The 21,388-nt window shown below is 69.3% G+C and carries 23 protein-coding genes; 16 read left to right on the top strand and 7 right to left on the bottom strand.

Features of this window, described 5'->3' with window-relative positions; translation table 11 throughout:
* Positions 1-41: 41 nt before the first annotated feature.
* From mrdA to AC1D15_RS00995, 4 genes are all read left to right on the top strand, one after another.
* Positions 42-2,150, top strand: a complete 2,109-nt coding sequence (gene mrdA, locus AC1D15_RS01010) for a penicillin-binding protein 2 (RefSeq protein ID WP_465110241.1) — start codon at positions 42-44, stop codon at positions 2,148-2,150.
* On the top strand, positions 2,147-3,301 hold the full coding sequence (gene rodA / locus AC1D15_RS01005; RefSeq protein WP_047508472.1) for a rod shape-determining protein RodA: 1,155 nt from the start codon (positions 2,147-2,149) through the stop codon (positions 3,299-3,301). Before mrdA ends, rodA begins: the two co-directional genes overlap by 4 nt.
* A 67-nt stretch (positions 3,302-3,368) precedes the next feature.
* Complete coding sequence (locus AC1D15_RS01000; RefSeq protein WP_477824573.1) at positions 3,369-4,289, top strand: NAD(P)-dependent oxidoreductase; 921 nt, start codon at positions 3,369-3,371, stop codon at positions 4,287-4,289.
* Positions 4,286-5,176 carry an AraC family transcriptional regulator gene (locus AC1D15_RS00995; RefSeq protein ID WP_477824572.1) on the top strand — a complete coding sequence of 297 codons (891 nt, stop codon included), beginning with the start codon at positions 4,286-4,288 and terminating at the stop codon, positions 5,174-5,176. Before AC1D15_RS01000 ends, AC1D15_RS00995 begins: the two co-directional genes overlap by 4 nt.
* 17 nt (positions 5,177-5,193) lie before the next feature.
* Here AC1D15_RS00995 and AC1D15_RS00990 read toward each other — a convergent pair whose 3' ends face one another.
* The 4 genes from AC1D15_RS00990 to AC1D15_RS00975 form a co-directional block, all read right to left on the bottom strand.
* A complete protein-coding gene (locus tag AC1D15_RS00990; RefSeq protein WP_477824571.1) occupies positions 5,194-6,588 on the bottom strand; it encodes an MATE family efflux transporter in 1,395 nt (464 codons plus the stop codon).
* Positions 6,589-6,653: 65 nt separating this feature from the next.
* Positions 6,654-7,718, bottom strand: a complete 1,065-nt coding sequence (locus AC1D15_RS00985) for a patatin-like phospholipase family protein (protein WP_477824570.1) — start codon at positions 7,716-7,718, stop codon at positions 6,654-6,656.
* A 31-nt stretch (positions 7,719-7,749) separates the two neighbouring features.
* Positions 7,750-9,270, bottom strand: coding sequence for a sensor histidine kinase (locus AC1D15_RS00980; protein ID WP_477824594.1), 1,521 nt, complete (start codon positions 9,268-9,270; stop codon positions 7,750-7,752).
* A gap of 38 nt (positions 9,271-9,308) precedes the next feature.
* Positions 9,309-9,980, bottom strand: a complete 672-nt coding sequence (locus AC1D15_RS00975; protein ID WP_477824569.1) for a response regulator — start codon at positions 9,978-9,980, stop codon at positions 9,309-9,311.
* Between the two features lie 141 nt (positions 9,981-10,121).
* Between AC1D15_RS00975 and recA the strand changes: the two genes are divergently transcribed.
* Together recA and recX are read left to right on the top strand one after the other, a co-directional pair.
* On the top strand, positions 10,122-11,240 hold the full coding sequence (recA, locus tag AC1D15_RS00970; protein ID WP_477824568.1) for a recombinase RecA: 1,119 nt from the start codon (positions 10,122-10,124) through the stop codon (positions 11,238-11,240).
* A gap of 32 nt (positions 11,241-11,272) precedes the next feature.
* On the top strand, positions 11,273-11,746 hold the full coding sequence (gene recX / locus AC1D15_RS00965; protein ID WP_477824567.1) for a recombination regulator RecX: 474 nt from the start codon (positions 11,273-11,275) through the stop codon (positions 11,744-11,746).
* A 47-nt stretch (positions 11,747-11,793) separates the two neighbouring features.
* Here recX and AC1D15_RS00960 read toward each other — a convergent pair whose 3' ends face one another.
* Positions 11,794-11,937 (bottom strand): hypothetical protein, encoded by a 144-nt coding sequence (locus AC1D15_RS00960; protein WP_156151822.1) that lies wholly within the window; start codon positions 11,935-11,937, stop codon positions 11,794-11,796.
* 88 nt (positions 11,938-12,025) lie between these two features.
* Here AC1D15_RS00960 and sugE point away from each other — a divergent pair, with 88 nt between their 5' ends.
* Positions 12,026-12,346 carry a quaternary ammonium compound efflux SMR transporter SugE gene (sugE, locus tag AC1D15_RS00955; RefSeq protein WP_169667977.1) on the top strand — a complete coding sequence of 107 codons (321 nt, stop codon included), beginning with the start codon at positions 12,026-12,028 and terminating at the stop codon, positions 12,344-12,346.
* 13 nt (positions 12,347-12,359) lie between these two features.
* Here sugE and serA read toward each other — a convergent pair whose 3' ends face one another.
* Positions 12,360-13,592 carry a phosphoglycerate dehydrogenase gene (gene serA, locus AC1D15_RS00950; RefSeq protein ID WP_477824566.1) on the bottom strand — a complete coding sequence of 411 codons (1,233 nt, stop codon included), beginning with the start codon at positions 13,590-13,592 and terminating at the stop codon, positions 12,360-12,362.
* A gap of 130 nt (positions 13,593-13,722) precedes the next feature.
* On the opposite strand from serA, the gene AC1D15_RS00945 reads away from it, so the two are divergent.
* From AC1D15_RS00945 to AC1D15_RS00935, 3 genes are all read left to right on the top strand, one after another.
* Positions 13,723-15,921, top strand: coding sequence for a helicase-related protein (locus AC1D15_RS00945; RefSeq protein WP_477824565.1), 2,199 nt, complete (start codon positions 13,723-13,725; stop codon positions 15,919-15,921).
* 73 nt (positions 15,922-15,994) lie between these two features.
* Positions 15,995-16,741, top strand: a complete 747-nt coding sequence (locus tag AC1D15_RS00940) for a ProQ/FINO family protein (RefSeq protein ID WP_477824564.1) — start codon at positions 15,995-15,997, stop codon at positions 16,739-16,741.
* A gap of 1 nt (position 16,742) precedes the next feature.
* A complete protein-coding gene (locus AC1D15_RS00935; protein ID WP_477824563.1) occupies positions 16,743-17,648 on the top strand; it encodes a DUF7684 family protein in 906 nt (301 codons plus the stop codon).
* A gap of 135 nt (positions 17,649-17,783) precedes the next feature.
* Here the strand turns inward: AC1D15_RS00935 and AC1D15_RS00930 are convergent, their stop codons facing one another.
* Positions 17,784-17,999, bottom strand: coding sequence for a hypothetical protein (locus AC1D15_RS00930; RefSeq protein WP_477824562.1), 216 nt, complete (start codon positions 17,997-17,999; stop codon positions 17,784-17,786).
* Positions 18,000-18,145: 146 nt separating this feature from the next.
* On the opposite strand from AC1D15_RS00930, the gene AC1D15_RS00925 reads away from it, so the two are divergent.
* The 6 genes from AC1D15_RS00925 to AC1D15_RS00900 form a co-directional block, all read left to right on the top strand.
* On the top strand, positions 18,146-18,376 hold the full coding sequence (locus AC1D15_RS00925) for a helix-turn-helix domain-containing protein (protein ID WP_477824561.1): 231 nt from the start codon (positions 18,146-18,148) through the stop codon (positions 18,374-18,376).
* A 13-nt stretch (positions 18,377-18,389) separates the two neighbouring features.
* Complete coding sequence (locus AC1D15_RS00920) at positions 18,390-18,929, top strand: hypothetical protein (protein ID WP_477824560.1); 540 nt, start codon at positions 18,390-18,392, stop codon at positions 18,927-18,929.
* Between the two features lie 37 nt (positions 18,930-18,966).
* On the top strand, positions 18,967-19,749 hold the full coding sequence (locus AC1D15_RS00915) for an ADP-ribosylglycohydrolase family protein (RefSeq protein ID WP_477824559.1): 783 nt from the start codon (positions 18,967-18,969) through the stop codon (positions 19,747-19,749).
* On the top strand, positions 19,746-20,195 hold the full coding sequence (locus AC1D15_RS00910; protein WP_477824558.1) for a GNAT family N-acetyltransferase: 450 nt from the start codon (positions 19,746-19,748) through the stop codon (positions 20,193-20,195). Before AC1D15_RS00915 ends, AC1D15_RS00910 begins: the two co-directional genes overlap by 4 nt.
* 60 nt (positions 20,196-20,255) lie before the next feature.
* Complete coding sequence (locus AC1D15_RS00905; protein WP_477824557.1) at positions 20,256-20,666, top strand: lysozyme inhibitor LprI family protein; 411 nt, start codon at positions 20,256-20,258, stop codon at positions 20,664-20,666.
* A gap of 19 nt (positions 20,667-20,685) precedes the next feature.
* A partial coding sequence (locus tag AC1D15_RS00900; protein WP_477824556.1) for a hypothetical protein occupies positions 20,686-21,388 on the top strand: 703 nt, incomplete at its 3' end.

The raw sequence follows: 21,388 nt of genomic DNA, 5'->3' as shown, positions 1-21,388 counted from the left end.
CGGCGGCCGTACTCGGCCGGCGTGGGGCTCCATCCTCTGACATGACAGAGTTGAAGAACGTCGAGCAGGAACTGGGGCGGTTTCGCACCCGGCTGGTCGCGGCCGCACTGTTCGTGCTGTTCGCGTTCGGGCTGCTGGTGTTCCGCCTCGTCGTGCTGCAGGTGATGCGCCACGACGAACTGGCGACGCAGGCCGAGAACAACCGCATCGCCGTCGTGCCGATCGTGCCGAACCGCGGGCTGATCGTCGACCGCAACGGCGTCGTGCTGGCCAACAACTACTCGGCCTACACGCTGGAGATCACCCCGACCAAGGTCGAGGATCTCGACGCCGTCATCGACCAGCTGTCGCAGGTGGTCGAAGTCCAGCCACGCGACCGCAAGCGCTTCAAGCGGCTGATGGAGGAAACCAAGAGCAGCTTCGAGTCGCTGCCGATCCGCACCAAGCTGACCGATGAGGAAGTGGCCCGCTTCACCGCGCAGCGCTTCCGCTTCCCCGGCGTCGACATCAAGGCCCGGCTGTTCCGCAACTACCCGCTCGGCGAGGTCGGCAGCCACCTGATCGGCTACATCGGCCGCATCAACCAGTCCGAGAAGGAGAAGATCGAGGAGTCGGAAGACGAATCGAACTACCGCGGCACCGAGTACATCGGCAAGCTCGGCATCGAGCAGGCCTACGAGGCGCAGCTGCACGGCGCAACCGGCTTCGAGGAGGTCGAGACCAGCGCCGGCGGGCGCGCGGTGCGCCAGCTCAAGAGCAACCCGGCGACCCCCGGCAACACGCTGGTGCTGTCGGTCGACATCCGGCTGCAGGCGCTGGTCGAGCAGCTGTTCGGCGACCGCCGCGGCGCGCTGGTGGCGATCGACCCGCGCAACGGCGAGGTGCTGGCCTTCGTCAGCAAGCCCAATTTCGACCCCAACCTGTTCGTCGACGGCATCGACGCCGAGAACTGGAAGGCGCTCAACGAGTCGGAGGACAAGCCGCTCTTGAACCGCGCGCTGCGCGGCGCCTACCCGCCCGGCTCCACCTACAAGCCGCTGATGGCGCTGGCCGCGCTGACGCTGGGCAAGCGCACGCCGCAGCAGTCGATCAGCGACCCGGGCTTCTTCTGGTTCGGCAACCACAAGTTCCGCGACGACAAGGAAGGCGGCCACGGCGTCGTCGACATGTACCGCTCGATCGTGCAGTCGTGCGACACCTACTACTACATCCTCGCCAACGACATGGGCGTCGATGCGATCCACGACTTCATGGCGCCGCTCGGGCTCGGCCAGATGACCGGCATCGACATGCAGGGCGAGTTGCGCGGCACGCTGCCGTCCACCGAGTGGAAGCGCACCAACTACAAGCGCAAGGAAATGCAGAAGTGGTACCCCGGCGAGACCATCTCGCTGGGCATCGGCCAGGGCTACAACACCTTCACGATGCTGCAGCTCGCGCAGGCCGAGGCGACGCTCGCGGCCGGCGGCAAGCGCTTCAAGCCGCACCTGGTGCGCGCGATCGAGAACGTCGAGACGCGCAGCCAGCAGACGCTGTCGGGCGACCGGCTGGAGCCGCTCGCCTGGAGCCCCGACCATGTCGCGGTGATCCACCAGGCGCTGTACGGCGTCACGCAGGAGGGCACGGCGGCACGCGCGTTCCAGGGCGCTCAGTACCGCTCCGGCGGCAAGACGGGCACGGCGCAGGTCATCCAGATCAAGCAGAACGAGAAGTACGACGCCAGCAAGCTCGACGAGCGGCACCGCGACCATGCGCTGTACACCGCGTTCGCCCCGCTCGAGGAACCGCACATCGCGATCGCGCTGGTGGTCGAGAACGCCGGCTTCGGCGCCGGCGCCGCGGCGCCGATCGCGCGCCGGGTGTTCGACTTCGCGCTCGAAGGCCAGTACCCGAGCGAGGAGGACATCCTCGCGACGCGCGGCGGCCAGACCTACGCGCCGATCGGCAAGCCGCGGCCGGCCACGAGCGTGCCGCTGCAGGGCGTGTCGATCAACAACATCGCGGCGGCCGCCACCGGCGTGCCGCCGGCGCTGGTGGTGCCGGTGGCCGCGTCGGCACCCTCGCTGCTGATCGCGGCGCCTGCGTCCGCCGTGGCGGCCGCAGCTTCCGCCCCTGCCTCATCCGCCCGGGCGACGCGCCGCGCACCATGAGCATCGTCTTCGAGAAACCGTCGTACTGGCAGCGGCTGAAGCCCGTCTTCACCGGCTTCGACGCGCCGCTCGTGATCGGCGTGCTGCTGCTCGGCGCGGCCGGGCTGGTCACGATGTATTCGGCCGGCTTCGACAACGGCTCGCGCTTCGCCGACCACGGCCGCAACATGATCCTCGCGCTGATCATCCTGTTCGTCGTCGCGCAGGTGCCACCGCAGCGGCTGATGCAGCTGGCGGTGCCGCTCTACACGGTGGGCGTGATGCTGCTGATCGCCACCGCGGTGATCGGCGTCACGAAGAAGGGGGCGACGCGCTGGCTGAACGTCGGCATCGTGATCCAGCCGAGCGAGATCATGAAGATCGCGATGCCGCTGATGCTCGCCTGGTGGTTCCAGCGCCGCGAGGGCCAGCTGCGCGTGCTCGACTTCGTCGTCGCGCTCGGGCTGCTGGCGGCGCCGGTCGGCATGATCGTCAAGCAGCCCGACCTGGGCACCGCGATCCTGGTGCTGTCGGCCGGGCTGTACGTGATCTTCTTCGCCGGGCTGTCGTGGAAGCTGATCATCCCGGTGCTGGTGATCGGCGGCGCGGCGATCACCGCGGTGGTGGTGTCGGAAGACCGCATCTGCCAGCCCGAGGTGGTGTGGCCGATGATGCACGACTACCAGAAGAACCGCGTCTGCACGCTGCTCGACCCGACCACCGACCCGCTCGGCAAGGGCTTCCACATCATCCAGGGGATGATCGCGATCGGCTCCGGCGGYGTCGAAGGCAAGGGCTTCATGAAGGGCACGCAGACGCACCTCGAGTTCATCCCGGAGCGCACCACCGACTTCATCTTCGCCGCCTTCTCCGAGGAGTTCGGGCTGGTCGGCTGTGTGTCGCTGATCCTCGGCTTCCTGTTCCTGATCTTCCGCGGGCTGATCATCGCGGCCGATGCGCCGACGGTGTTCACGCGGCTGCTGGCCGGCGCGATCACGCTGAGCTGGTTCACCTACGCGTTCGTCAACATGGGCATGGTCAGCGGCATCCTGCCGGTGGTGGGCGTGCCGCTGCCGTTCATCAGCTACGGCGGCACCGCGATGCTGACGCTCGGGCTCGGGCTGGGCATCCTGATGTCGATCTCGAAGAGCCGGCGGATGATGCAGCGCTGAGACGGCGTTGGAGGCGTCTGCAGGCGCTAAGCTGTGCGCCTCGCCGACACCCCCACGGACGACTTCCATGAGCCTGCAACACCCCGCAGACGCAGTCGGAGCTTCTTCTTCAGCCACTTCCCGCGTCGGCATCGTCGGCGTCGGCAACATGGGCGGCGCGATGGCGGCCCGGCTGCTGTCGCTCGGCTGGCCGGTCGCGGTGCACGACATCGACGACCGCTGCGAGGCGCTGGCGGTGGGCTTCGGCGCGATGGCCTGCGCGACGCCGTCCGGCGTGGCGGCCTCGTGCGAAGTCCTGATCGTCGCCGTCGTCGATGCGGTGCAGACCGAGGCGGTGCTGTTCGGCGCCCACGGCGCGGCGCGCGGCCTGGCCCGCGGCAGCACCGTGCTGCTGTGCCCCACCATCTCGCCGGCCGATGTCGAGCGCTTCGCCGCCGGGCTGCACCGGCAGGGCATCGCCTGCATCGACGCGCCGATGTCCGGCGGCCCCGACCGCGCCCGCGACGGCAGCATGAGCCTGATGCTGGCCGGGCCCGGCGACGCGATCGAACGGCTCGGCGGGCTGCTCGGCGCACTGTCGTCGCGCGTGTTCCGCATCAGCGAGCGGCCGGGCGACGGCGCGCGCACCAAGCTCGTCAACAACCTGCTGGCCGGCATCAACCTGGCCGGCGCGGCCGAGGCGATGGCGCTGGCCGAGCGCATGGGGCTGGACGTGGGGCGCACGCTCGACGTGGTCGAGCAGTCGAGCGGCCAGAGCTGGATCGGCAGCGACCGGCTGCACCGCGCGCTGCGCGGCGACTACCTGCCGCGGGCGCACACCCGATTGCTGAACAAGGACACGCACCTCGCACTCGGCGTGGCGCGCCAGGCCGGCGCGGCCACCGCGCTCGGCGAGGCGGCGGCCGCGCTGTTCGCGCGGGCCTGCGAGCGCGGCTTCGCCGGGCTGGACGACGCCAGCGTGTTCGAACTGCTGCGGCAAGCCCGTTGACCAACCGACGCCAGCCTTCGCCTGATGCGCCCGAGGCGCACCTGCGGCGCATGAACCGCGTGCTCGACCACATCGATGCGCACCTGGCCGACGACCTGCGGCTGGAGACGCTCGCCGACGTGGCGGCGTTCTCGCCGTTCCACTTCCACCGCGTGTTCCGCGCCTGGACCGGCGAGACGCTGCTCGACTTCGTGCGCCGGCGCCGGCTCGAGGCCGCCGGCGGGCGCCTGCGGCATGCGCCGCGCGACAGCATCACGGCCATCGCGTTCGCGGTCGGCTTCGAATCGGGCGAGGCCTTCTCGCGCGCGTTCAAGCGGCATTTCGGCATGACGCCGACCGCCTGGCGGCGCGGCGGGCAGCTGCTGTGGGAGCGGCGCCAGCGCATGGTGCGCACACGGCCCGAGCCGCCCGCCTCCCACTACCCGGTGGTGCTGAAACAGCTGCCCGAGCGCGAGGTGCTGTACTGGCGCGTGCAGGGCCGCTACGACACGATGGTGTCGCAGGCCTGGACCGCGTTCGCGCCGCGCATCGTGGCGCTGGGCCTGGCCGGGCAGCTGCGGTTGGGCATGGGGCTGGACGACCCGGACATCGCGCCGGTGTCGCGCTGCCGCTTCGATGCCTGCGTGGTGCTGCCGCCGAACTGGCACGAGCCGATCAGCGGGCCGGTGTCGCGCAAGCGGGTGGCCGGCGGGCTGCATGCGTGCCTGGGCTACGACGGCCCCGGCCCGCTGATGCAGCATGCCTGGCGGCAGTTGCTCAACGACTGGCTGCCGACTTCGGGGCTGCTGGTCGGCGACACGCCGTTCTTCGAGGTCTATCCGGTGGAGCAGCTTCTGCCCGCCCAGGGGCCCGTCATCTGCGAGCTGTGCATGCCCGTCGCACGTTGACCCCTCGGCCCGGCCCTTCAGGCAGCCGCCAGACCGTGGCGCTGTCGCACGACGCGCCGGTGCGTCGCGCGTGCCGACGGCACCCAGCCGTGCCGGTACCAGCGCGCCGCCATCGTCAGGCCGCGCAGCCACTCGTCGGCCGCGTACGCGATCCACACGCCGACCAGCCCGAGCCCGAAGTACACGCCCAGCAGCCAGGCGCCGCCGGCCATCACGAACACCATGGAAGCCGCGCCGGCCATCACCGGGAACTTCGCGTCGCCGGTCGCGCGCAGCGCGTTGATCACGACCAGGTTGAAGGTGCGCCCCGGCTCCAGCAGCACCGTGATCCACAGCAGCGTCGTCGCCGCCTGGATGATGTGCGGGTCGTGGGTGAAGAGCTGCATCGTCCAGCGCGCCGTCAGCGCGCCGACCAGCGCGAGGCTGGTCGACACCACCAGCCCCCAGCGCAGGCTCTTGCGCACCAGCCGGTGCGCGGCATGCAGCTGGCCGGCACCGATCAGGTGGCCGACCAGGATCTCGCTGGCGAAGCCGATCGCGAGGCCGAACACCAGGATGAAGTACATGATCTGCATCGTGTAGCTGTGCGTCGCGAGCTCGGCCGCGCCCATGCGCGCCACCAGCGCGATCGTCACCAGCAGCGCGAGCCGGTAGGCGACGTTCTCGGCCGCGCCCGGCAGGCCGATGTGCAGCACCGGACCGAGCCGGCGCCAGCGCATCACCCACCAGTCGCGCGCGGTCGGCACCAGGTCGAGCCGGCGCTGCCACAGCCACAGGTGGAAGGCGATGCCGAACGCGCGGCTCAGCGCCATCGCGAGCGCGAAGCCCGGCAGCCCGAGCCCCGGCACCGGCCCGAAGCCGGTCATCAGCGGCGTGCAGATCAGCAGGTGCAGGCTGTGCATCGCGAGCATGTTCATCAGCGTGTCGCGCGCATGCAGGTGCGCCCGCATCACCGACGACATGCTGGCATTGAACGCATCCAGCACCAGCGCGACGGCCAGCACGCGCAGGTAGGGGCCGGCGATCGGCAGCACGTCGGCCGGCGCGTTCAGCAGGTCGAGCAGCGGGTTCGCGCAGGTCGCCACCACCAGCCCGGCGCCCAGGCCCAGCCAGGTGCTCGCGCCGAGCGAGGCGCGCGCGGTCTCGTCGGCACCGAGCCGGTTGCCCGCGCCCAGGTTCTGCGTGATCACCACGCTGACGCCCATGCTGATGATGCGGAACAGCAGGAAGAACGAGGCCTGCACGTTGTTCGCGAGCGCGAAGGCGCCGGACGCGGTGTCCGATTGGCGCGACGCCAGCCACAGCCCCGTCAGGCCGACCAGCAGCCCGAGCACCAGCTCGGCCAGCAGCGGCCAGGTGAGCGCGACCAGGCTCGGGCGGGGCAGGGGAGCATCGTGCGTGGAGGCGGACATGGAGYGATCGGCGCGAAACCGCAATGATCGCCGCAATCGGTTGCGGCGACTGTCCGATCTTGCTCTCAGGCTCGCTTGTGCTTCTTCGGCCCGTGCAGGAACTCGCGGTCGACGTCGAGCGTCGACTTGATGCCGATGTCGGCCCGGTGCTTCTTCAGCCAGTTCGTCGCCGCCGCGCGCCCGAGCGCGAACAGGTCCTCGAGGAACGCCCGGTCGGTGTTGAACTTGCTGTTCGCGCCATAGGGCCCGAGCCCGTCGTCGTCGGCCACCATGTGCAGCCGCAGGTCCTTGTAGCGCCCCGGGTCCAGCTTGCCCTCGCGCACCAGCCGCGAGACGAACGAGATCGCGCGCATCTCCGACATCAGGCTCGCGTTGAACGTGATCTCGCTGAGCCGGTCCATGATCTCCTCGCTGCGCGTCGGCGTGCCTTCGCGCACCAGCGGGTTGATGCGCACCAGCAGGATGTCGAGCGCCGCCGTCTGGTAGATCAGCGGGTAGATCGCCGGGTTGCCGGTGTAGCCGCCGTCCCAGTAGGGCTCGCCGTCGATCTGCACCGCCTGGAACAGGAACGGCAGGCAGGCCGATGCGAGCAGCACGTCGACCGTGATGTCGCGGCCGGTGAACACCCGCGCCTGGCCGGTCGTCACGCTGGTGGCGGTGATGAACAGCCGCAGCCCGCTCGCATGCACCGCGTCCTCGTCGACATGGCGGCGCAGCACGTCGCGCAGCGGGTTCAGGTTCAGCGGGTTGAATTCATACGGGCTGAACGAGCGGAAGAACGAGCTCATCCACTGGTAGCCGGGCAGCTTGTCGAGCTTGAAGTTGTCGTTCAGCGTGTGCGCCTGGCCGGCCGAGAACGGCGAGAAGATCGAGCCGGAGCGGCTCACGTCGCGCCAGAACTCGGTGAGCGCCTCGCGCGCGCCCTCGCGGCCGCCCTTGCGGAAGCCGCTCGCCATCACCGCGGCGTTCAGCGCGCCGGCGCTGGTGCCCGAGACGCCGCTGAAGTGCAGCCCGTCGTCCTCGAGCAGCCGGTCGAGCACGCCCCAGGTGAACGCGCCGTGCGAGCCGCCGCCCTGCAGCGCCAGGTCGAGGCCGAGCGAAGCGGGAGCGTGTGTTTCATGGACTGCCATCGGGAGGTACCTCGGGTTAACCCGGGGCAGTCTAAGTCGGATGGGATGGGCCCGTGTTTCCGCCGGTGTTTCCGTCGGTCACCGTGCCGGTGCCCACCGGGAACTGCACCGGAAAACGCACCGTGAAGCGCGCCCCCGGTCCGAACGCCACGCCGCCCTGGTCGCTCAAGCCCGGGCGGTGCCGCAGGTTGGCGTCTTCCAGCGTGATCTCGGCATCGTGCTGCTGCGCGATCTCGCGCACGATCGCGAGGCCCAGGCCGGAGCCGTCGACATTGGTGCCGAGCGAGCGGTAGAACGGCTGGAACACCTTGTCGCGCTCGGCCGCCGGGATGCCGGGGCCGGAATCCTCCACCTGCACCACCACCACCTGGCCGAACGGGTCGTCGACCACCCGCACCGTGACCGTGCCGCCTTCGGGCGTGTACTGCAGCGCGTTGTCGACCAGGTTGCGGATCAGTTCGCGCAGCAGCACCGGCTGGCCGGAGATCGACAGGCCGGCCGGCCCCTTGGCCGCCACGCTGTCCGCGCCCTCGTAGCCCAGGTCGATGCGCTTCTCCAGCGCACGCGGCACGAAATCGCGCACCGTCTCGGCCGCGAGCCGCGCCAGGTTGACCGGCTGGCGCTGCAGCGCCTGCGAGGCGTCCTCGGCACGCGCCATCGCCAGCAGCTGGTTGACCATGCGCGCCGCGCGCTGGCTGGCGCGGGCGATCTGCTGCAGCGACTTCTTCAGCGCCTGCGGATCGCGCTCGCCGGCGTCGATCTCGCGCTGCGCCAGCTCGGCCTGCGTGCGCAGCCCGGCCAGCGGCGTCTTCAGCTGGTGCGCCGCGTCGGCCAGGAAATGCTTCTGCGTGCCGATGCTGCGGTCGAGCCGGGTCAGCAGGTCGTTGATGGCGCGCACCAGCGGCGACACCTCCTCGGGCGCATCGCGCTCGTCGATCGGGCTCAGGTCGTGGCTCTCGCGGCGGCGGATGCGCTGCTGCAGCTCGTTCAGCGGTGCGATGCCGCGCGCGAGCGCCAGCCACACCAGCAGCACCGCGAGCGGCAGGATCACGAACTGCGGCAGCATCACGCCCTTGATGATCTCGGTGGCCAGGCGCGAGCGCTTGCCCAGCGTCTCGGCCACCTGCACGATCGGCGGCTCGATGCCGCCCGCCGTGCCGCCCGGCAGGCCGATGCGCACATAGGCGATGCGCACCGGCTCGCGGTTGATCTCGTCGTCGCGGAAGCGCACCACGCCGGCGGCGGCACGCTCCTCGTCGTTGGGCATCGGCAGGGCACGATCGCCGCTCAGGTACTGGCCGTCGAGGCCGAGCACCTGGTAATACAGCGTGTCGGTCTCGTCGGTGTGCAGCAGCTCGGCAGCGCTCGCCGGCAGCGCGAAGCTGGCCGACGGCAGCGTGCCGCCGCCGGCATCCTGCACCGTGACCTGCTGCGACAGCACGCGGGCCATCTCGCCGAGCTGGCGGTCGAACGGCTTGTTGGCGATGCCCTGCGCGACCAGCCAGGTCAGCACGACGCTCATCGGCCACAGCAGCAGCAGCGGCGCGAGCATCCAGTCGAGGATCTCGCCGAACAGGGACCGTTGCTCTTTCAAGCCGCGATCTTCTCCAGGCAGTAGCCGAGACCGCGCACGGTGGCGATGCGCACCGGGCCCTGCTCGATCTTCTTGCGCAGCCGGTGGATGTAGACCTCGATCGCGTTGTTGCTGACCTCCTCGCCCCATTCGCACAGCCGCTCGACCAGCTGGTCCTTGCTGACCAGCCGGCCGGCGCGCTGCAGCAGCACCTCGAGCAGGCTCAGCTCGCGCGCCGACAGCTCGACCATCTGGTCGTTCAGGTAGGCGACGCGGCYGGTCGCGTCGAAGGTCAGCGGGCCGTGGCGGATCACGCTCGACGCGGTGCCCAGGCCGCGCCGCGTCAGCGCGCGCACGCGGGCCTCGAGTTCCTGCAGCGAGAACGGCTTGGCCATGTAGTCGTCGGCCCCGAGGTCGAGCCCCTGCACGCGCTGCTCGACGCTGTCGGCCGCGGTCAGGATCAGCACCGGCACCGCCGAGCCGCGGGCGCGCAGCTTGCGCAGCACCTCCAGGCCGTGCAGCTTCGGCAGGCCGAGGTCGAGGATCAGCAGGTCGAATTCATGGGCCGACAAGGCCGCATCGGCCTCGGTGCCGCTCGCGACATGGTCGACCGCATAGCCGCCGTTGCGCAGCGAGCGCAGCAGCCCGTCGGCCAACACCTGGTCGTCTTCGGCGATCAACACGCGCATGGCTGCCTCCTGTGCGGCTCGAGACCCGGCCGCTGCGGGATTGTAGGGAGTGGCCCGGCAGGGATCGGAGATCGGCGTCAGAAAAGACTGTACAAACATCCAGCCTTTGCCATAATCCGCGCAACTCTAGGAGATCGCCCCATGGATGCCCCCGTCAAAGCCGCCACCCTCAACACCGAAAAGGCCAAGGCCCTGCAAGCTGCGCTGGCGCAGATCGAAAAGCAGTTCGGCAAGGGCTCGATCATGCGGCTCGGCGAAGGCGAGGTGATCGAAGACATCGAGGTCGTCTCCACCGGTTCGCTCGGCCTCGATGCCGCGCTGGGCGTCGGCGGCCTGCCGCGCGGCCGGGTGGTCGAGATCTACGGCCCGGAATCGTCGGGCAAGACCACGCTGACGCTGCAGGTCATTTCTGAAATGCAGAAGCTCGGCGGCACCTGCGCCTTCATCGACGCCGAGCACGCGCTCGACACCGCCTACGCGCAGAAGCTGGGCGTCAACCTGCAGGAGCTGCTGATCAGCCAGCCCGACACCGGCGAGCAGGCGCTCGAGATCGTCGACGCGCTGGTGCGCTCCGGCTCGGTCGACCTGGTGGTGATCGACTCGGTCGCGGCGCTCACGCCGAAGGCCGAAATCGAAGGCGAGATGGGCGATTCGCTGCCCGGCCTGCAGGCCCGCCTGATGAGCCAGGCGCTGCGCAAGCTCACCGGCACCATCAAGAAGACCAACACGATGGTCATCTTCATCAACCAGATCCGCATGAAGATCGGCGTGATGTTCGGCAGCCCCGAAACCACCACCGGCGGCAATGCGCTGAAGTTCTACGCCTCGGTGCGGCTCGACATCCGCCGCATCGGCAGCATCAAGAAGGGCGAAGAGGTCATCGGCAACGAGACCAAGGTCAAGGTCGTCAAGAACAAGGTGTCGCCGCCGTTCAAGACCGCCGAGTTCGACATCCTCTACGGCCAGGGCATCAGCCGCGAAGGCGAGGTGATCGACATGGGCGTCGAGGCCAAGGTGCTCGAGAAGTCCGGTGCCTGGTACGCCTACAACGGCGAGAAGATCGGCCAGGGCAAGGACAACGCCCGCGAGTTCCTGCGCGAGAACCCCGACCTCTCGGTCGCGATCGAGAACAAGGTGCGCGAGGCGATGGGCATTCCGCTGCTGCCGACCGCTGGGGGTGCCACGCAGGCGGCTGCCGCCGATGAAGCCAAGCCGGCCAAGAAGGCGCCCAAGGAGCCGAAGGAAGCCCGCAGCGAGTAAGTCGGCGAACAAGTTCGGCAGGCGGGTTGGCGATGCGGCAGCGGCTCTCGCTGCGCGGGCGCGGCGTGCAGTTGCTGTCGCAGCGCGAGCACAGCCGGCAGGAACTGCGGCGCAAGCTGCTGCAGCACCTGCGTGCCGACGATGCGCCGCTGCCGGACGATGCCGACCAGCAGGTCGATGACGTGCTGGCCTGGCTGCAGGACAAGGGCTACTTCAGCGAGCAGCGCTTCGTCGAGAGCCGGGTGCATGTGCGCGAATCGCGCTACGGCAACCTGCGCATCCGCCAGGAGCTGGCGCAGCACGGCGTCACGCTGGACGCCGACCAGGCGCAGCGCCTGAAAGAAACCGAGCTGRCACGTGCCCACGAGGTGTGGGTGCGCAAGTTCGGAGCCGCGGCCATCGATCCGGCCGGCCGCGCGAAGCAGCAGCGGTTTCTCGCAAGCCGGGGTTTCTCGGCCGAGGTGATCCGCCGCGTGGTGAAGGGCGACGTGGACGAAGCCGCCTAGGGTCTGTTGGCACGGCCGTCGTCGCCCCCACGCCGTTCAGAACGCGATCAGGCGGCTGCCTTCTTGCCGGCCGGCTTCGCGGTGGCTGCCGCTTGCACGACGGCCTCACGCGCCAGCCGCGCCTGTTTCTTCGCGTCCTTCGCACGCTTTTGCTTCACACGGCGGATTCCGCGGTCCTTGTCGGCGCTCATGCCAATCTCCAATGGGTTGAAAGAGCCGAGGTTTTACCACCTCCGGGCTGATACAACCGGGGACTTCCCCACTGACGAGGACTTCGCGATGAACTGGGTGATCCTGGTGGCCGCCGGCCTGTTCGAGATCGGCTGGGCGATCGGCCTGAAGTACACCGATGGCTTCACACGCCTGTGGCCGAGCGTCGGCACCGTGGCGGCGATGGTCATCAGCGTGTGCCTGCTCGGCTACGCGATGAAGTCGCTGCCGGTCGGCACGGCCTACGCGGTGTGGGTCGGCGTCGGCGCGGTCGGCACCGCGATCCTCGGCATCGTGCTGTTCGGCGAGCCGGCGTCCACCGCGCGGCTGGCGAGCCTCGCGCTGATCGTGGCCGGCATCGTCGGGCTGAAGCTCGCGAGCCCGGCGTGAGCCCGGGCTCAGCTCAATACAGCAACCGGCACCGGATCGTGTCCGGCAGCGACGCCAGGTCGGCCAGCGCCGCCTCCGGCGCCGCGGTGTCGACGTCGATCACGACATAGCCCACCTCGTCGCGCGTGCTCAGGTACTGCGCCGCGACGTTGATGCCGGCCTTCGACAGCCGCTCGTTCACGCGCGCGATCACGCCCGGCACGTTGCGGTGGATGTGCAGCAACCGGCTGCGCCCGGTGTGCTCGGGAAGCGCCACCTCGGGGAAATTGACCGCCGAGGTCGTCGACCCGTTGTTGCTGTAGCGCACCAGCTTCGCGGCCACTTCCTTGCCGATGTTGGCCTGCGCCTCCAGCGTCGAGCCGCCGATGTGCGGCGTCAGGATCACATTGTCCATGCCGACCAGCGGCGATTCGAAGCGTGCATCGTTGCCCTGCGGCTCCTCGGGGAACACATCGATCGCCGCGCCGAGCAGGTGGCCGTCCTTCAGCGCCTCGGCCAGCGCATCGATGTCGACCACCGTGCCGCGCGAGGCATTGATCAGGTGCGCCCCGCGCTTCATCGCGCGGATCTGCGCGCGCCCGATCAGGCCCTTGGTCGACGGCAGCTCCGGCAGGTGCAGCGTGACCACGTCGGAGGCGGCGAGCACCTCGTCGAGGCTGTCCATCGCACGTGCATTGCCGAGCGGCAGCTTGGCCTCGATGTCGTGGAACACGACGGCCATGCCGAGCTGCTCGGCCAGCACGCCGATCTGCGTGCCGATGTGGCCGTAGCCGACGATGCCCAGCGTCTTGCCGCGCACCTCGAACGAGTTCTCGGCGCTCTTGGTCCAGCCGTTGCGGTGCAGGATCGCGTTCTTCGCCGGGATGCCGCGCATCAGCATGATGACCTCGGCCAGCACCAGCTCGGCCACGCTGCGGGTGTTCGAGAACGGCGCGTTGAAGACCGGCACGCCCAGGTCCATCGCGGCGCGCAGGTCGACCTGGTTGGTGCCGATGCAGAAGCAGCCGACCGCGGCGAGCTTGGGTGCGGCCTTCAGCACCTCGGCCGTCAGCTGGGTGCGCGAGCGGATGCCGAGGAAGTGCGCATCGGCGATCGCATCGTGCAACGCGGCGCCCGCGAGCGCCTTCGCGTGCGTGGCGACCTGCGAGTAGCCGTCGCGCCGCAGCACGTCCACCGCCGAGGCATGGATGCCTTCGAGCAGCACGAACTTGAGCTTGTCCTTCGGGACCGAGAGTCTGTGATTCATCGCCGGATTGTTGAACAGCGGCATCGGCCCCGTCCGGCGCAAGGGCATGCCGGCACGAACCGGTTAGAGTCCCAGGGCTGTCCCTGCTGTATCCCTGCTGTATTTCCTGTCCGTGAGTGCCTCCCCCACCGTGAATCTCCCCAACCCGCGCCATGCGGCGCGCGTGCCTGCGCACGTCTCGCCCGAGCAGCTCGCTCGCATCCGCCAGGCCGCCTATGCGCTGCCGCAGGTGGTCAAGCCTGCCGACTATTTCGACGAGCACGCCTCGGGGCTCGACGAGCGCCTCGACAAGCTCGGCCTCGTGCTGCTGCAGAAGGCAGTGGCCGGCGCCCGGCCGAGCCGCTGGATCGCGCCCGACGTGATGGACTCGGCGCTGCAGCACCTCGATGCGGTCGGCAACGGCCCCGAGGTGCGCACCGTGATGCTGGACCGCACGGCCGCGCTCGATGCGCTGGGCATCGTGCGCGAGGCTGGCCGCTGGACGCGCCTGATCAGCCAGCCGCTGCAGCTGGCCGGCGTGAACTGGCGCGTGCCGGTGATGTTCCGCATCCCGATCGCTTCCGAGCCGGTGTGGGCGTTCTTCCGCGAGGGCGACAAGGCGGCGCTGCTGGCCGCGCTCGGGCCGATCGAAGCCTGGCCACACGCCGGCGAGGTGCAGGCCGCGCTCGAGGCGCTGGTGCAGCGCAGCCGCGCCCACAACCCGCGCCACCTCGACATGCTGCTGCCGCGCCTGCTCGCCGAATGCGCCACCCCGCAGCCGGTGGCCGACCTGCGCGCCGCCTGCGTGCGGGCGCAGGAGCGCTGGGAGCACCAGGTGTCCGAACTCGACACGCTGGCCGGGCTGAACAGCGAGCTGGCGTTCCAGGGCTACCCCGACACCTTCGTGAAGGCGCGCCGCCTGCAGCGCAACGTGACGCTCTACGTCGGCCCGCCCAACAGCGGCAAGACCTACGCCGCGTTCGAGCAGCTGGCGCAGGCGACGGACGGCGCGTACCTGGCCCCGCTGCGCCTGCTGGCGCTCGAAGGCCGCGACCGGCTGGTCGGCCGCGGCGTGGCCTGCTCGCTGCTCACCGGTGAAGAGAACGTGCCGGCCGAGGGCTCCGGGCTGGTGTCGAGCACCATCGAGATGGTCAACACCAACAAGGTGGTCGACGTCGCGGTGATCGACGAAGCCCAGATGATCTTCGACCCGTACCGCGGCTGGGCGTGGACGCAGGCGATCGTCGCGGTACCGGCCAGCGAGGTGATCATCATCTGCTCGGCCTACGCGGTGCCGGCGATCGAGAACCTGCTGGGCCTGTGCGGCGAGCGCTGCAGCGTGCGGCATTTCGAGCGCAAGCAGCATGTGCAGCTGCTCGAGGCACCGGTGCCGATCGGCGCGCTGACGAAGGGTGACGCGGTGGTGGCGTTCAGCCGGCGCGACGTGCTGACGCTGCGCGACCAGATCGCCGCCGGCGGCCACCCGGTGTCGGTGATCTACGGCGCGCTGCCGCCCGAGGTGCGCCGGCGCGAGGCCGAGCGCTTCGCGCTGGGCGAATCGCATGTGCTGGTCGCCACCGACGCGATCGGCATGGGGCTGAACCTGCCGATCCGGCGCGTGCTGTTCAGCACGATGAGCAAGTTCGACGGCCAGGGAGACCGGCCGCTCGACGAATCCGAGGTGCACCAGATCGGCGGCCGCGCCGGCCGTTTCGGCATGCATGAAGAGGGCTTCGTCGGCGTGCTGAAAGAGGCCGAGCCGCAGGCCTTGCGCATGCTGAAGGAGCGCCTGCCGCGCACGCCGCGCGCGCCGCGCGACTTCAAGGCACCGGTGGCGCCGAACGGCTGGCATGTCGACACCATCGCCTCGCGCCTGCGCAAGACGCAGCTGCGCGAGGTGCTGGGCGTCTTCATGGACCAGCTGAAGCTCGACGACGCGCACTTCGCGGTGGCCGAGCTGGAGCAGATGCTGGAGCTGGCCGAGCAGCTCGACCGCAGTGCCGCCAAGCTCACGCTGAAGGAGCGCTTCATCTATGCGCAGGCGCCGGTGGACACGCGCACCGTCTCGCAGGTACAGGAGTTCCTCGACTGGAGCAGCAGCCATGCGCTGACCGGCCGCGCCGGCTCGCCGTGGTTCCTGCAGGACGTGGACGGCCACAGCCGGCTCGACCGCATGGAGCAGGCGCTGCGCTCGTGCACGCTGTGGCTGTGGCTGGACCTGCGCTTCCCCGGTGTCTACGGCAAGGTCGACGAGGTGACCGCGCTGCGCAGCCAGCTGAACGACGGCATCGAGCGCCAGCTGAAGGGCAAGCGGCCGCTCGCGCAGGTGCGCCACCGCACGCGGCGCTGAGCGTTCGCACCCTGACACACCGACTTTGCCGCGCAGCGGCACAATCCCCTCCTTTCCTGCTTGTCGCTTCCCCATGAGTTCAACGCCTCCTTCACCGGCCACGCCCGCCACCGAACTGCCTGTCGACGAGACGCCGGTCGAGTCGGCCCCTGCAGCGACGACCGAGGCTGCGGCCGATGGGGCCGCCGACGCCTCCTCGAAGGCGCCTGCCAAGGCGCCGGGCATGAGCCCCGCGGCCTGCGCGCAGGAGCTGCGCCAGCGCTTCCCGGCGCTGTTCGACGGCCCGCCGAAGCCGCTGAAGCTGCGCACCCACGTCGACATCGAGGCGCGCGCGCCGGGCGTGTTCAGCAAGCAGGTGCTGACGGCGTTCTTCCGCCGCTACACCGGCAGCACCTCGTACCTGCTGTCGGTGGCCCGCGGCCGCCAGCGCTTCGACCTGGACGGCAAACCCGGCGGCGAGATCAGCGACGAGCACCGCCAGATCGCGGTCGACGAGCTGACGCGGCGCGGTGTCAGCCTGCAGTCGCGCCGCGAGCTCGAAGACCAGCAGCGCCGCAACCGGGCCGGGCTGCTGTTCGACTACGAACGCACGACACTGACGCGCGCGAACTTCTGCGTGCTGAAGCAGGTGGCCGAGGAAGAACTCGATGGCCTGCTCGAGATCGCCCGCGCCGAAGCGGCGCAGCAGGCCCAGCAGCAGCCACGGCGCCCGTCGCCCGATGCGCGMACGCCGGGCCGGCCGCCGGGACCGCGCCGCGACGGCCCGCCGCAAGGCCCGCGGGGCCGCGGTCCGCGCAATGACGAAGGGCGGCGGCGCTAGCGTGAGCGGGTCGAACGCCGCGACCCCGCCGGACGCTGCCGAATGGGGCGACTTCGCGGCCGACCTGGACATCGCCTACGCGTACCGCCAGTTCGCAGGCAAATCGCGCGACGAGGCCTTGCTGCTGTTCGAGCAGAGCGACGTGCTGTCGCGCGCCGAAGACCTGGGCGCGATGCCGGCCGGGCCGTTCCGCTACTACATGCCGGTGTTCCGCGACTTCGTCGTCTCGCCGCGCATCTTCGAGCTCAACCAGGGCCTCTACGCATCGACGGCGGCCGATGCGTTCCTGAACCTGATCATGCGGCGGCTCGAGGACGAGCCGCAGGTCATCGAGCCGTTGATGCCGGAGCTGTTGCCGGCCGTCGAGTACCTCGCCGAGAACCAGGCGCGCTACGACGCCGACGAGGATGTCTACGGCAGCTTCTTCGACGTGCTGGCGGCGATCCGCGAATCGCTGCGCGTGCTGTCGGGCGGGCCGACGATCCCGGGGCCGCCGGCGCGCTACCTGCACCTGAAGCCCGGCGGTGCGCTGCCCGACCTGTCGGCGCTCGCGCCGTTCCGCGCGGTCGTGATGATCGATGCCAAGCTGACGCTGACCTGGCAGATCGAGGTCAGCGACTGGCTGGTCGACAGCGGCTGCCTGCACGTGATGCCCTGGGGCAAGGACGCGAGCCTGTGGGATCACTCGGTCGCGATGGCCAACCTGGAGCAGTGCGGCTTCGGGCCGATCCCGAAGGAGGCGCAGGTCGTCACGGTGTCGCACGAGGTCGAGTCGCTGGGCGAGGTGCTGTGGTTCTGCAAGAACTGCGCGAACCATCCGGTGGTGGCGCTGCAGCACACGGTGCTGATCGAGATCAGCGATGTGGGGGATGAGGAGATGGTGCTGCGGGCGTATGCGGATGCGTGACATGCCAGCCCGTCGCGCCGCCTTCGTCCCATCGCAGCAACCCCGTTCGCCCTGAGCAGGGGCCGAGCCTGCCGAGGGCCCGTGTCGAAGGGTTGGTGCCGAAGCGCGCCGACGTCATCAGGCCATGCAGCGCCCTCACGGTGCTCCGTCGAACCGCTCGCCCAGGCGCTCAGCCTCTTCTGAAACGAGCAGCAATGCGGTGATCGCCATGCGTCGCAGCGCGTCATGCTGCCTGCGGTCGAGCAGCGGCTCCTGATCGTCCGCCAGCGCCCAGACGTCCTGCTCCGCGAGTTCGAGCAGGTGCCGTGTGCCATCGGTGACGTCGATCACCTGGGCGAGCAGGCGTCTCATTCGCCGGGCCGTCATCGGCTGCCTTGAGCGGAGGGGCATGGCGTCGGCCTTCCATCGCGCCGTGCGGTCAGGCAAAGCGCCGTATGCGAATTAGTGTTTATGCGAATGAGAGCATAGCATCGACAGTTCCGGGCGTGAAACCCAGTTTGTCCCAGCAATTCGGCGAGTGTGTACGAACCCTGCGAACCGAGGCCGGCCTGAGCCAGGTCGAGTTCGGCGAGCGCTGCGGGTTCTATCAGACCTACCTGAGCCGGATCGAGAACGGCCATGCGAACCCGACGCTCAACGCCATCGAGGTCATTGCCAATGCGTTGGGGATGACGGTCTTCGACCTGTTTGACCAGATCCGGCCCGCGACTGGGACACGTCGGAAGTGACGTCTCTCACCTCATGAAACGCCTCGCTCGCCATGCATTCGCTCTGCTGTTGAGCCTCTGCTTCGGATCTGCCCATGCCGATGCCTTCTTCAAGCTCGTCGGCTACCAATGCAACACGAAGGCAGATCGGCTGATCCTGACCTACGACGCGGCCGCCAACGGTGCGGGTCAGCTGATGCTGGAATCGAAGACGGCTCAGCAATGGGATCCATGGGATCTCATCCACATGGACGACGAGGCCATCATCCAGTCGACGACGACGGTGCAAGGCAGTTGCGTCCTGAGCGACGGCGTCTATGCCGTCGAGCTTGGCCCGGTGCCCGGAAACAGGAACACCGTGGGCCGCTGCGGCGCCTGGATCTCGGCCTGGGCCGAAGTGCGTCGCGGAAATCGCGTGATCTACCCGCGCACCGATTTCGAGTCGGGTGTGGGTTGCTTCTTTGCTGACGGCGTGATCACGACCCGTGTGGAGATCGCACCCAGGCGCAGCCGGCATCGCATCACCCGACATCCCGCGGAGAATCTGTTGAGCGACACCTCCGCCATGCATTGACGCCAACCGGTAGAGTAGCCCCCAAGGAGGGCACGCCATGCTTGGAGCCATCGCCGGCGACGTGATCGGATCGATCTACGAGTGGAACAACATCAAGACCAAGGCGTTCGATCTGATCGGACCCCGCTGCACCTTCACCGACGACACCGTGCTGACCGTCGCGCTGGCCGAGGCCATCCTCGATGACAGCGACTACGTGCCCGTACTGAAGGCCTACGCCAACCGCTACCCGCGGGCCGGCTACGGCAGCCGGTTCAAGCAATGGGTGCGTTCCGACGACCCCACGGCGTACTACAGCTGGGGCAACGGCGCCGCGATGCGCATCAGCCCGGTCGGCTTCGCGTTCGGCTCGCTTGATGAAGTGCTGGCCAAGGCCGACCACTACACCCGCGTCACGCACGACCACCCGGAAGGCATCAAGGGCGCGCAGGCCGTCGCGGCCAGCATCTTCCTGGCCCGCACCGGCAGCAGCCGCGACGACATCAAGCGCTACGTCGAGACCACCTTCGGCTACGACCTGTCGCGCCGGCTCGACGACATCCGCCTCGTCTACCGCTACGACAGCTCGTGCCAGGGCACGGTGCCCGAGGCGATCATCGCCTTCCTGGAGTCGACCGACTTCGAGGATGCGATCCGCAATGCGATCTCGATCGGCGGCGACAGCGACACCATCGCCTGCATCACCGGCGGCATCGCCGAGGCCTTCTACGGCGGGGTTCCGCCGGCCATCGCCCAACCGGTGATGAGGATCCTGGACGGCTTGCTGCTCAACACGACGAAGCGGTTCATGCAGTCGTACATGCCGGACGCGTCGAAATGACCGCACCTGAGCAGGCCTCGCTGCGGCCCATGACGATGGACGACTACGACGCGGTGATCGAGCTGATGAAGGCCACGCCAGGCGTCTCGTTCCGCGAGGCCGATTCGCGCGACGCCACGGCGCGCTACCTCGAGCGCAATCCCGGCCTGAGCTTCGTCGCCGAGAAGAACGACCGATTGGTGGGCTGCGTCATGTGCGGGCACGACGGTCGGCGCGGCTACCTGCAGCACCTGGCCGTTCTCCCCGAGCACCGCCGGCAAGGGATTGCGAGCGCGCTGGTCGAGCGCTGCCTGGCGGCGCTGGAACAGCTCGGCATCCTGAAATCGCACATCGACGTGTTTCGCACCAACGACACGGGGCAGGCCTGGTGGGAAAGCCAGGGATGGCACCGGCGCACGGATATCCACCGCTACTCGCATGTTCGCGGCGGCCATGAGAATGCCTGACTTCCGCTTCATCGCACCATGAAACCTTCATCGTCCCGGCTCAAGGCGCTCGCCGTCGCGTTGCTGCTCACCACCACGGCCCGTGCCTCCGCGGCCCCGGACGAGGCCGTCGTCCGCGAGATGGCCCACCAGACCCACATCCCTGCCGAAGACATCCGGCGCGATCACGATGCCTGCGACAGCGGCATCACGCTGAGCATGAAGATCTGCGCCAGCTACCGCTGGCGGGTGCAGGACGCGCGCCTGAACGCCGTCTACAAACGAGCCCTGGGCAAGGCCCGCGAAATGGGCTACGAGGCCTCGCTCGTCAAGGCGCAGCGGGCCTGGGTGGCCTACCGCGATGCGGTCTGCGCCAACGAGGGCGAGATGGGTGCCGGCGGCGGCACGGCGCTGGGGTTGTACGAGCTGTCGTGCATGGAGGGACTGACCAAGGACCGCACCGATCGCATCGAAGCCATGATTCGCAGCTGACCGGCCCTCGACACGACCCATGCGCCACCCGCTGCTTCTCATGCTCGCCGTCTGCCTCGCGCTGTTCGAGGCGGGCAACCTCACCGGCTTCTCATGGAAGCGCCTGGCCTATGTGCCCGAGCGGGAGATCGTCGACGCGGCGATCCGCCACGCCTACCCCGGCATCTACGCCGACCTGCGCGCGCTGCAGGCCGACTACAACGGCTTCCAGCCGCAGGTGCGCTACTGGGGCAGCTGGAACTGGCAGATCGAGAACGGCCTCGTCGACAAGCTGTTCGGATTCCAGCGCTACCAGGTGCGGCTGCCCGAGGAGATCGTGATCGTCGATGCCGAAGGCAAGGCGCACTTCTCGCGTGCCGACACGTCATGCAACGACGAGCGCGGCTGCCCGAAGACGCCGCCCGACCGCGCCGAGACGGGCATCGTCGGCACCGTGCAGCATGGCCCGCCGGCCTACCCGCTGACCCAGGACTTTTCGGTGTCGTGGGCCCCGGCCCGGCAGGTCGGGGACGCCTCGGTCGACCCGGGCCGKGTGATCACCTACGGCAATTGCTTCTCCGCGTCGATCACGTCGACGGAGGATCGCGCCCTGGTGGTGGACATCCGGGGCGATGGCGCAACGACGTTGCGCCTGGGCTCCGGCTACCACTCGGTCGTGGTCGCGGGCACCAGTGCGCGCACGTGGGAGCGGATCTCCAGGGCCGAGTTCGAGAAGTTCCGGT

The sequence above is a fragment of the Rhizobacter sp. P2_H2 genome, assembly GCF_056403375.1.
The sequence above is the reverse complement of the archived record's forward strand: the minus strand, read 5'-3'. Positions and strand labels throughout refer to the sequence as shown.

Bases quoted from the DNA above. Each gene is read 5' to 3' on its own strand.
- mrdA (WP_465110241.1), top strand. From the start codon at position 42: ATGACAGAGTTGAAGAACGTCGAGCAGGAACTGGGGCGGTTTCGCACC.
- AC1D15_RS01000 (WP_477824573.1), top strand. From the start codon at position 3,369: ATGAGCCTGCAACACCCCGCAGACGCAGTCGGAGCTTCTTCTTCAGCC.
- sugE (WP_169667977.1), top strand. From the start codon at position 12,026: ATGAACTGGGTGATCCTGGTGGCCGCCGGCCTGTTCGAGATCGGCTGG.
- AC1D15_RS00985 (WP_477824570.1), bottom strand. From the start codon at position 7,718: ATGGCAGTCCATGAAACACACGCTCCCGCTTCGCTCGGCCTCGACCTG.
- recA (WP_477824568.1), top strand. From the start codon at position 10,122: ATGGATGCCCCCGTCAAAGCCGCCACCCTCAACACCGAAAAGGCCAAG.
- AC1D15_RS00920 (WP_477824560.1), top strand. From the start codon at position 18,390: ATGAAACGCCTCGCTCGCCATGCATTCGCTCTGCTGTTGAGCCTCTGC.
- AC1D15_RS00980 (WP_477824594.1), bottom strand. From the start codon at position 9,270: ATGCTCGCGCCGCTGCTGCTGCTGTGGCCGATGAGCGTCGTGCTGACC.
- AC1D15_RS00915 (WP_477824559.1), top strand. From the start codon at position 18,967: ATGCTTGGAGCCATCGCCGGCGACGTGATCGGATCGATCTACGAGTGG.
- serA (WP_477824566.1), bottom strand. From the start codon at position 13,592: ATGAATCACAGACTCTCGGTCCCGAAGGACAAGCTCAAGTTCGTGCTG.
- AC1D15_RS00910 (WP_477824558.1), top strand. From the start codon at position 19,746: ATGACCGCACCTGAGCAGGCCTCGCTGCGGCCCATGACGATGGACGAC.
- AC1D15_RS00930 (WP_477824562.1), bottom strand. From the start codon at position 17,999: ATGAGACGCCTGCTCGCCCAGGTGATCGACGTCACCGATGGCACACGG.
- AC1D15_RS00990 (WP_477824571.1), bottom strand. From the start codon at position 6,588: ATGTCCGCCTCCACGCACGATGCTCCCCTGCCCCGCCCGAGCCTGGTC.
- AC1D15_RS00960 (WP_156151822.1), bottom strand. From the start codon at position 11,937: ATGAGCGCCGACAAGGACCGCGGAATCCGCCGTGTGAAGCAAAAGCGT.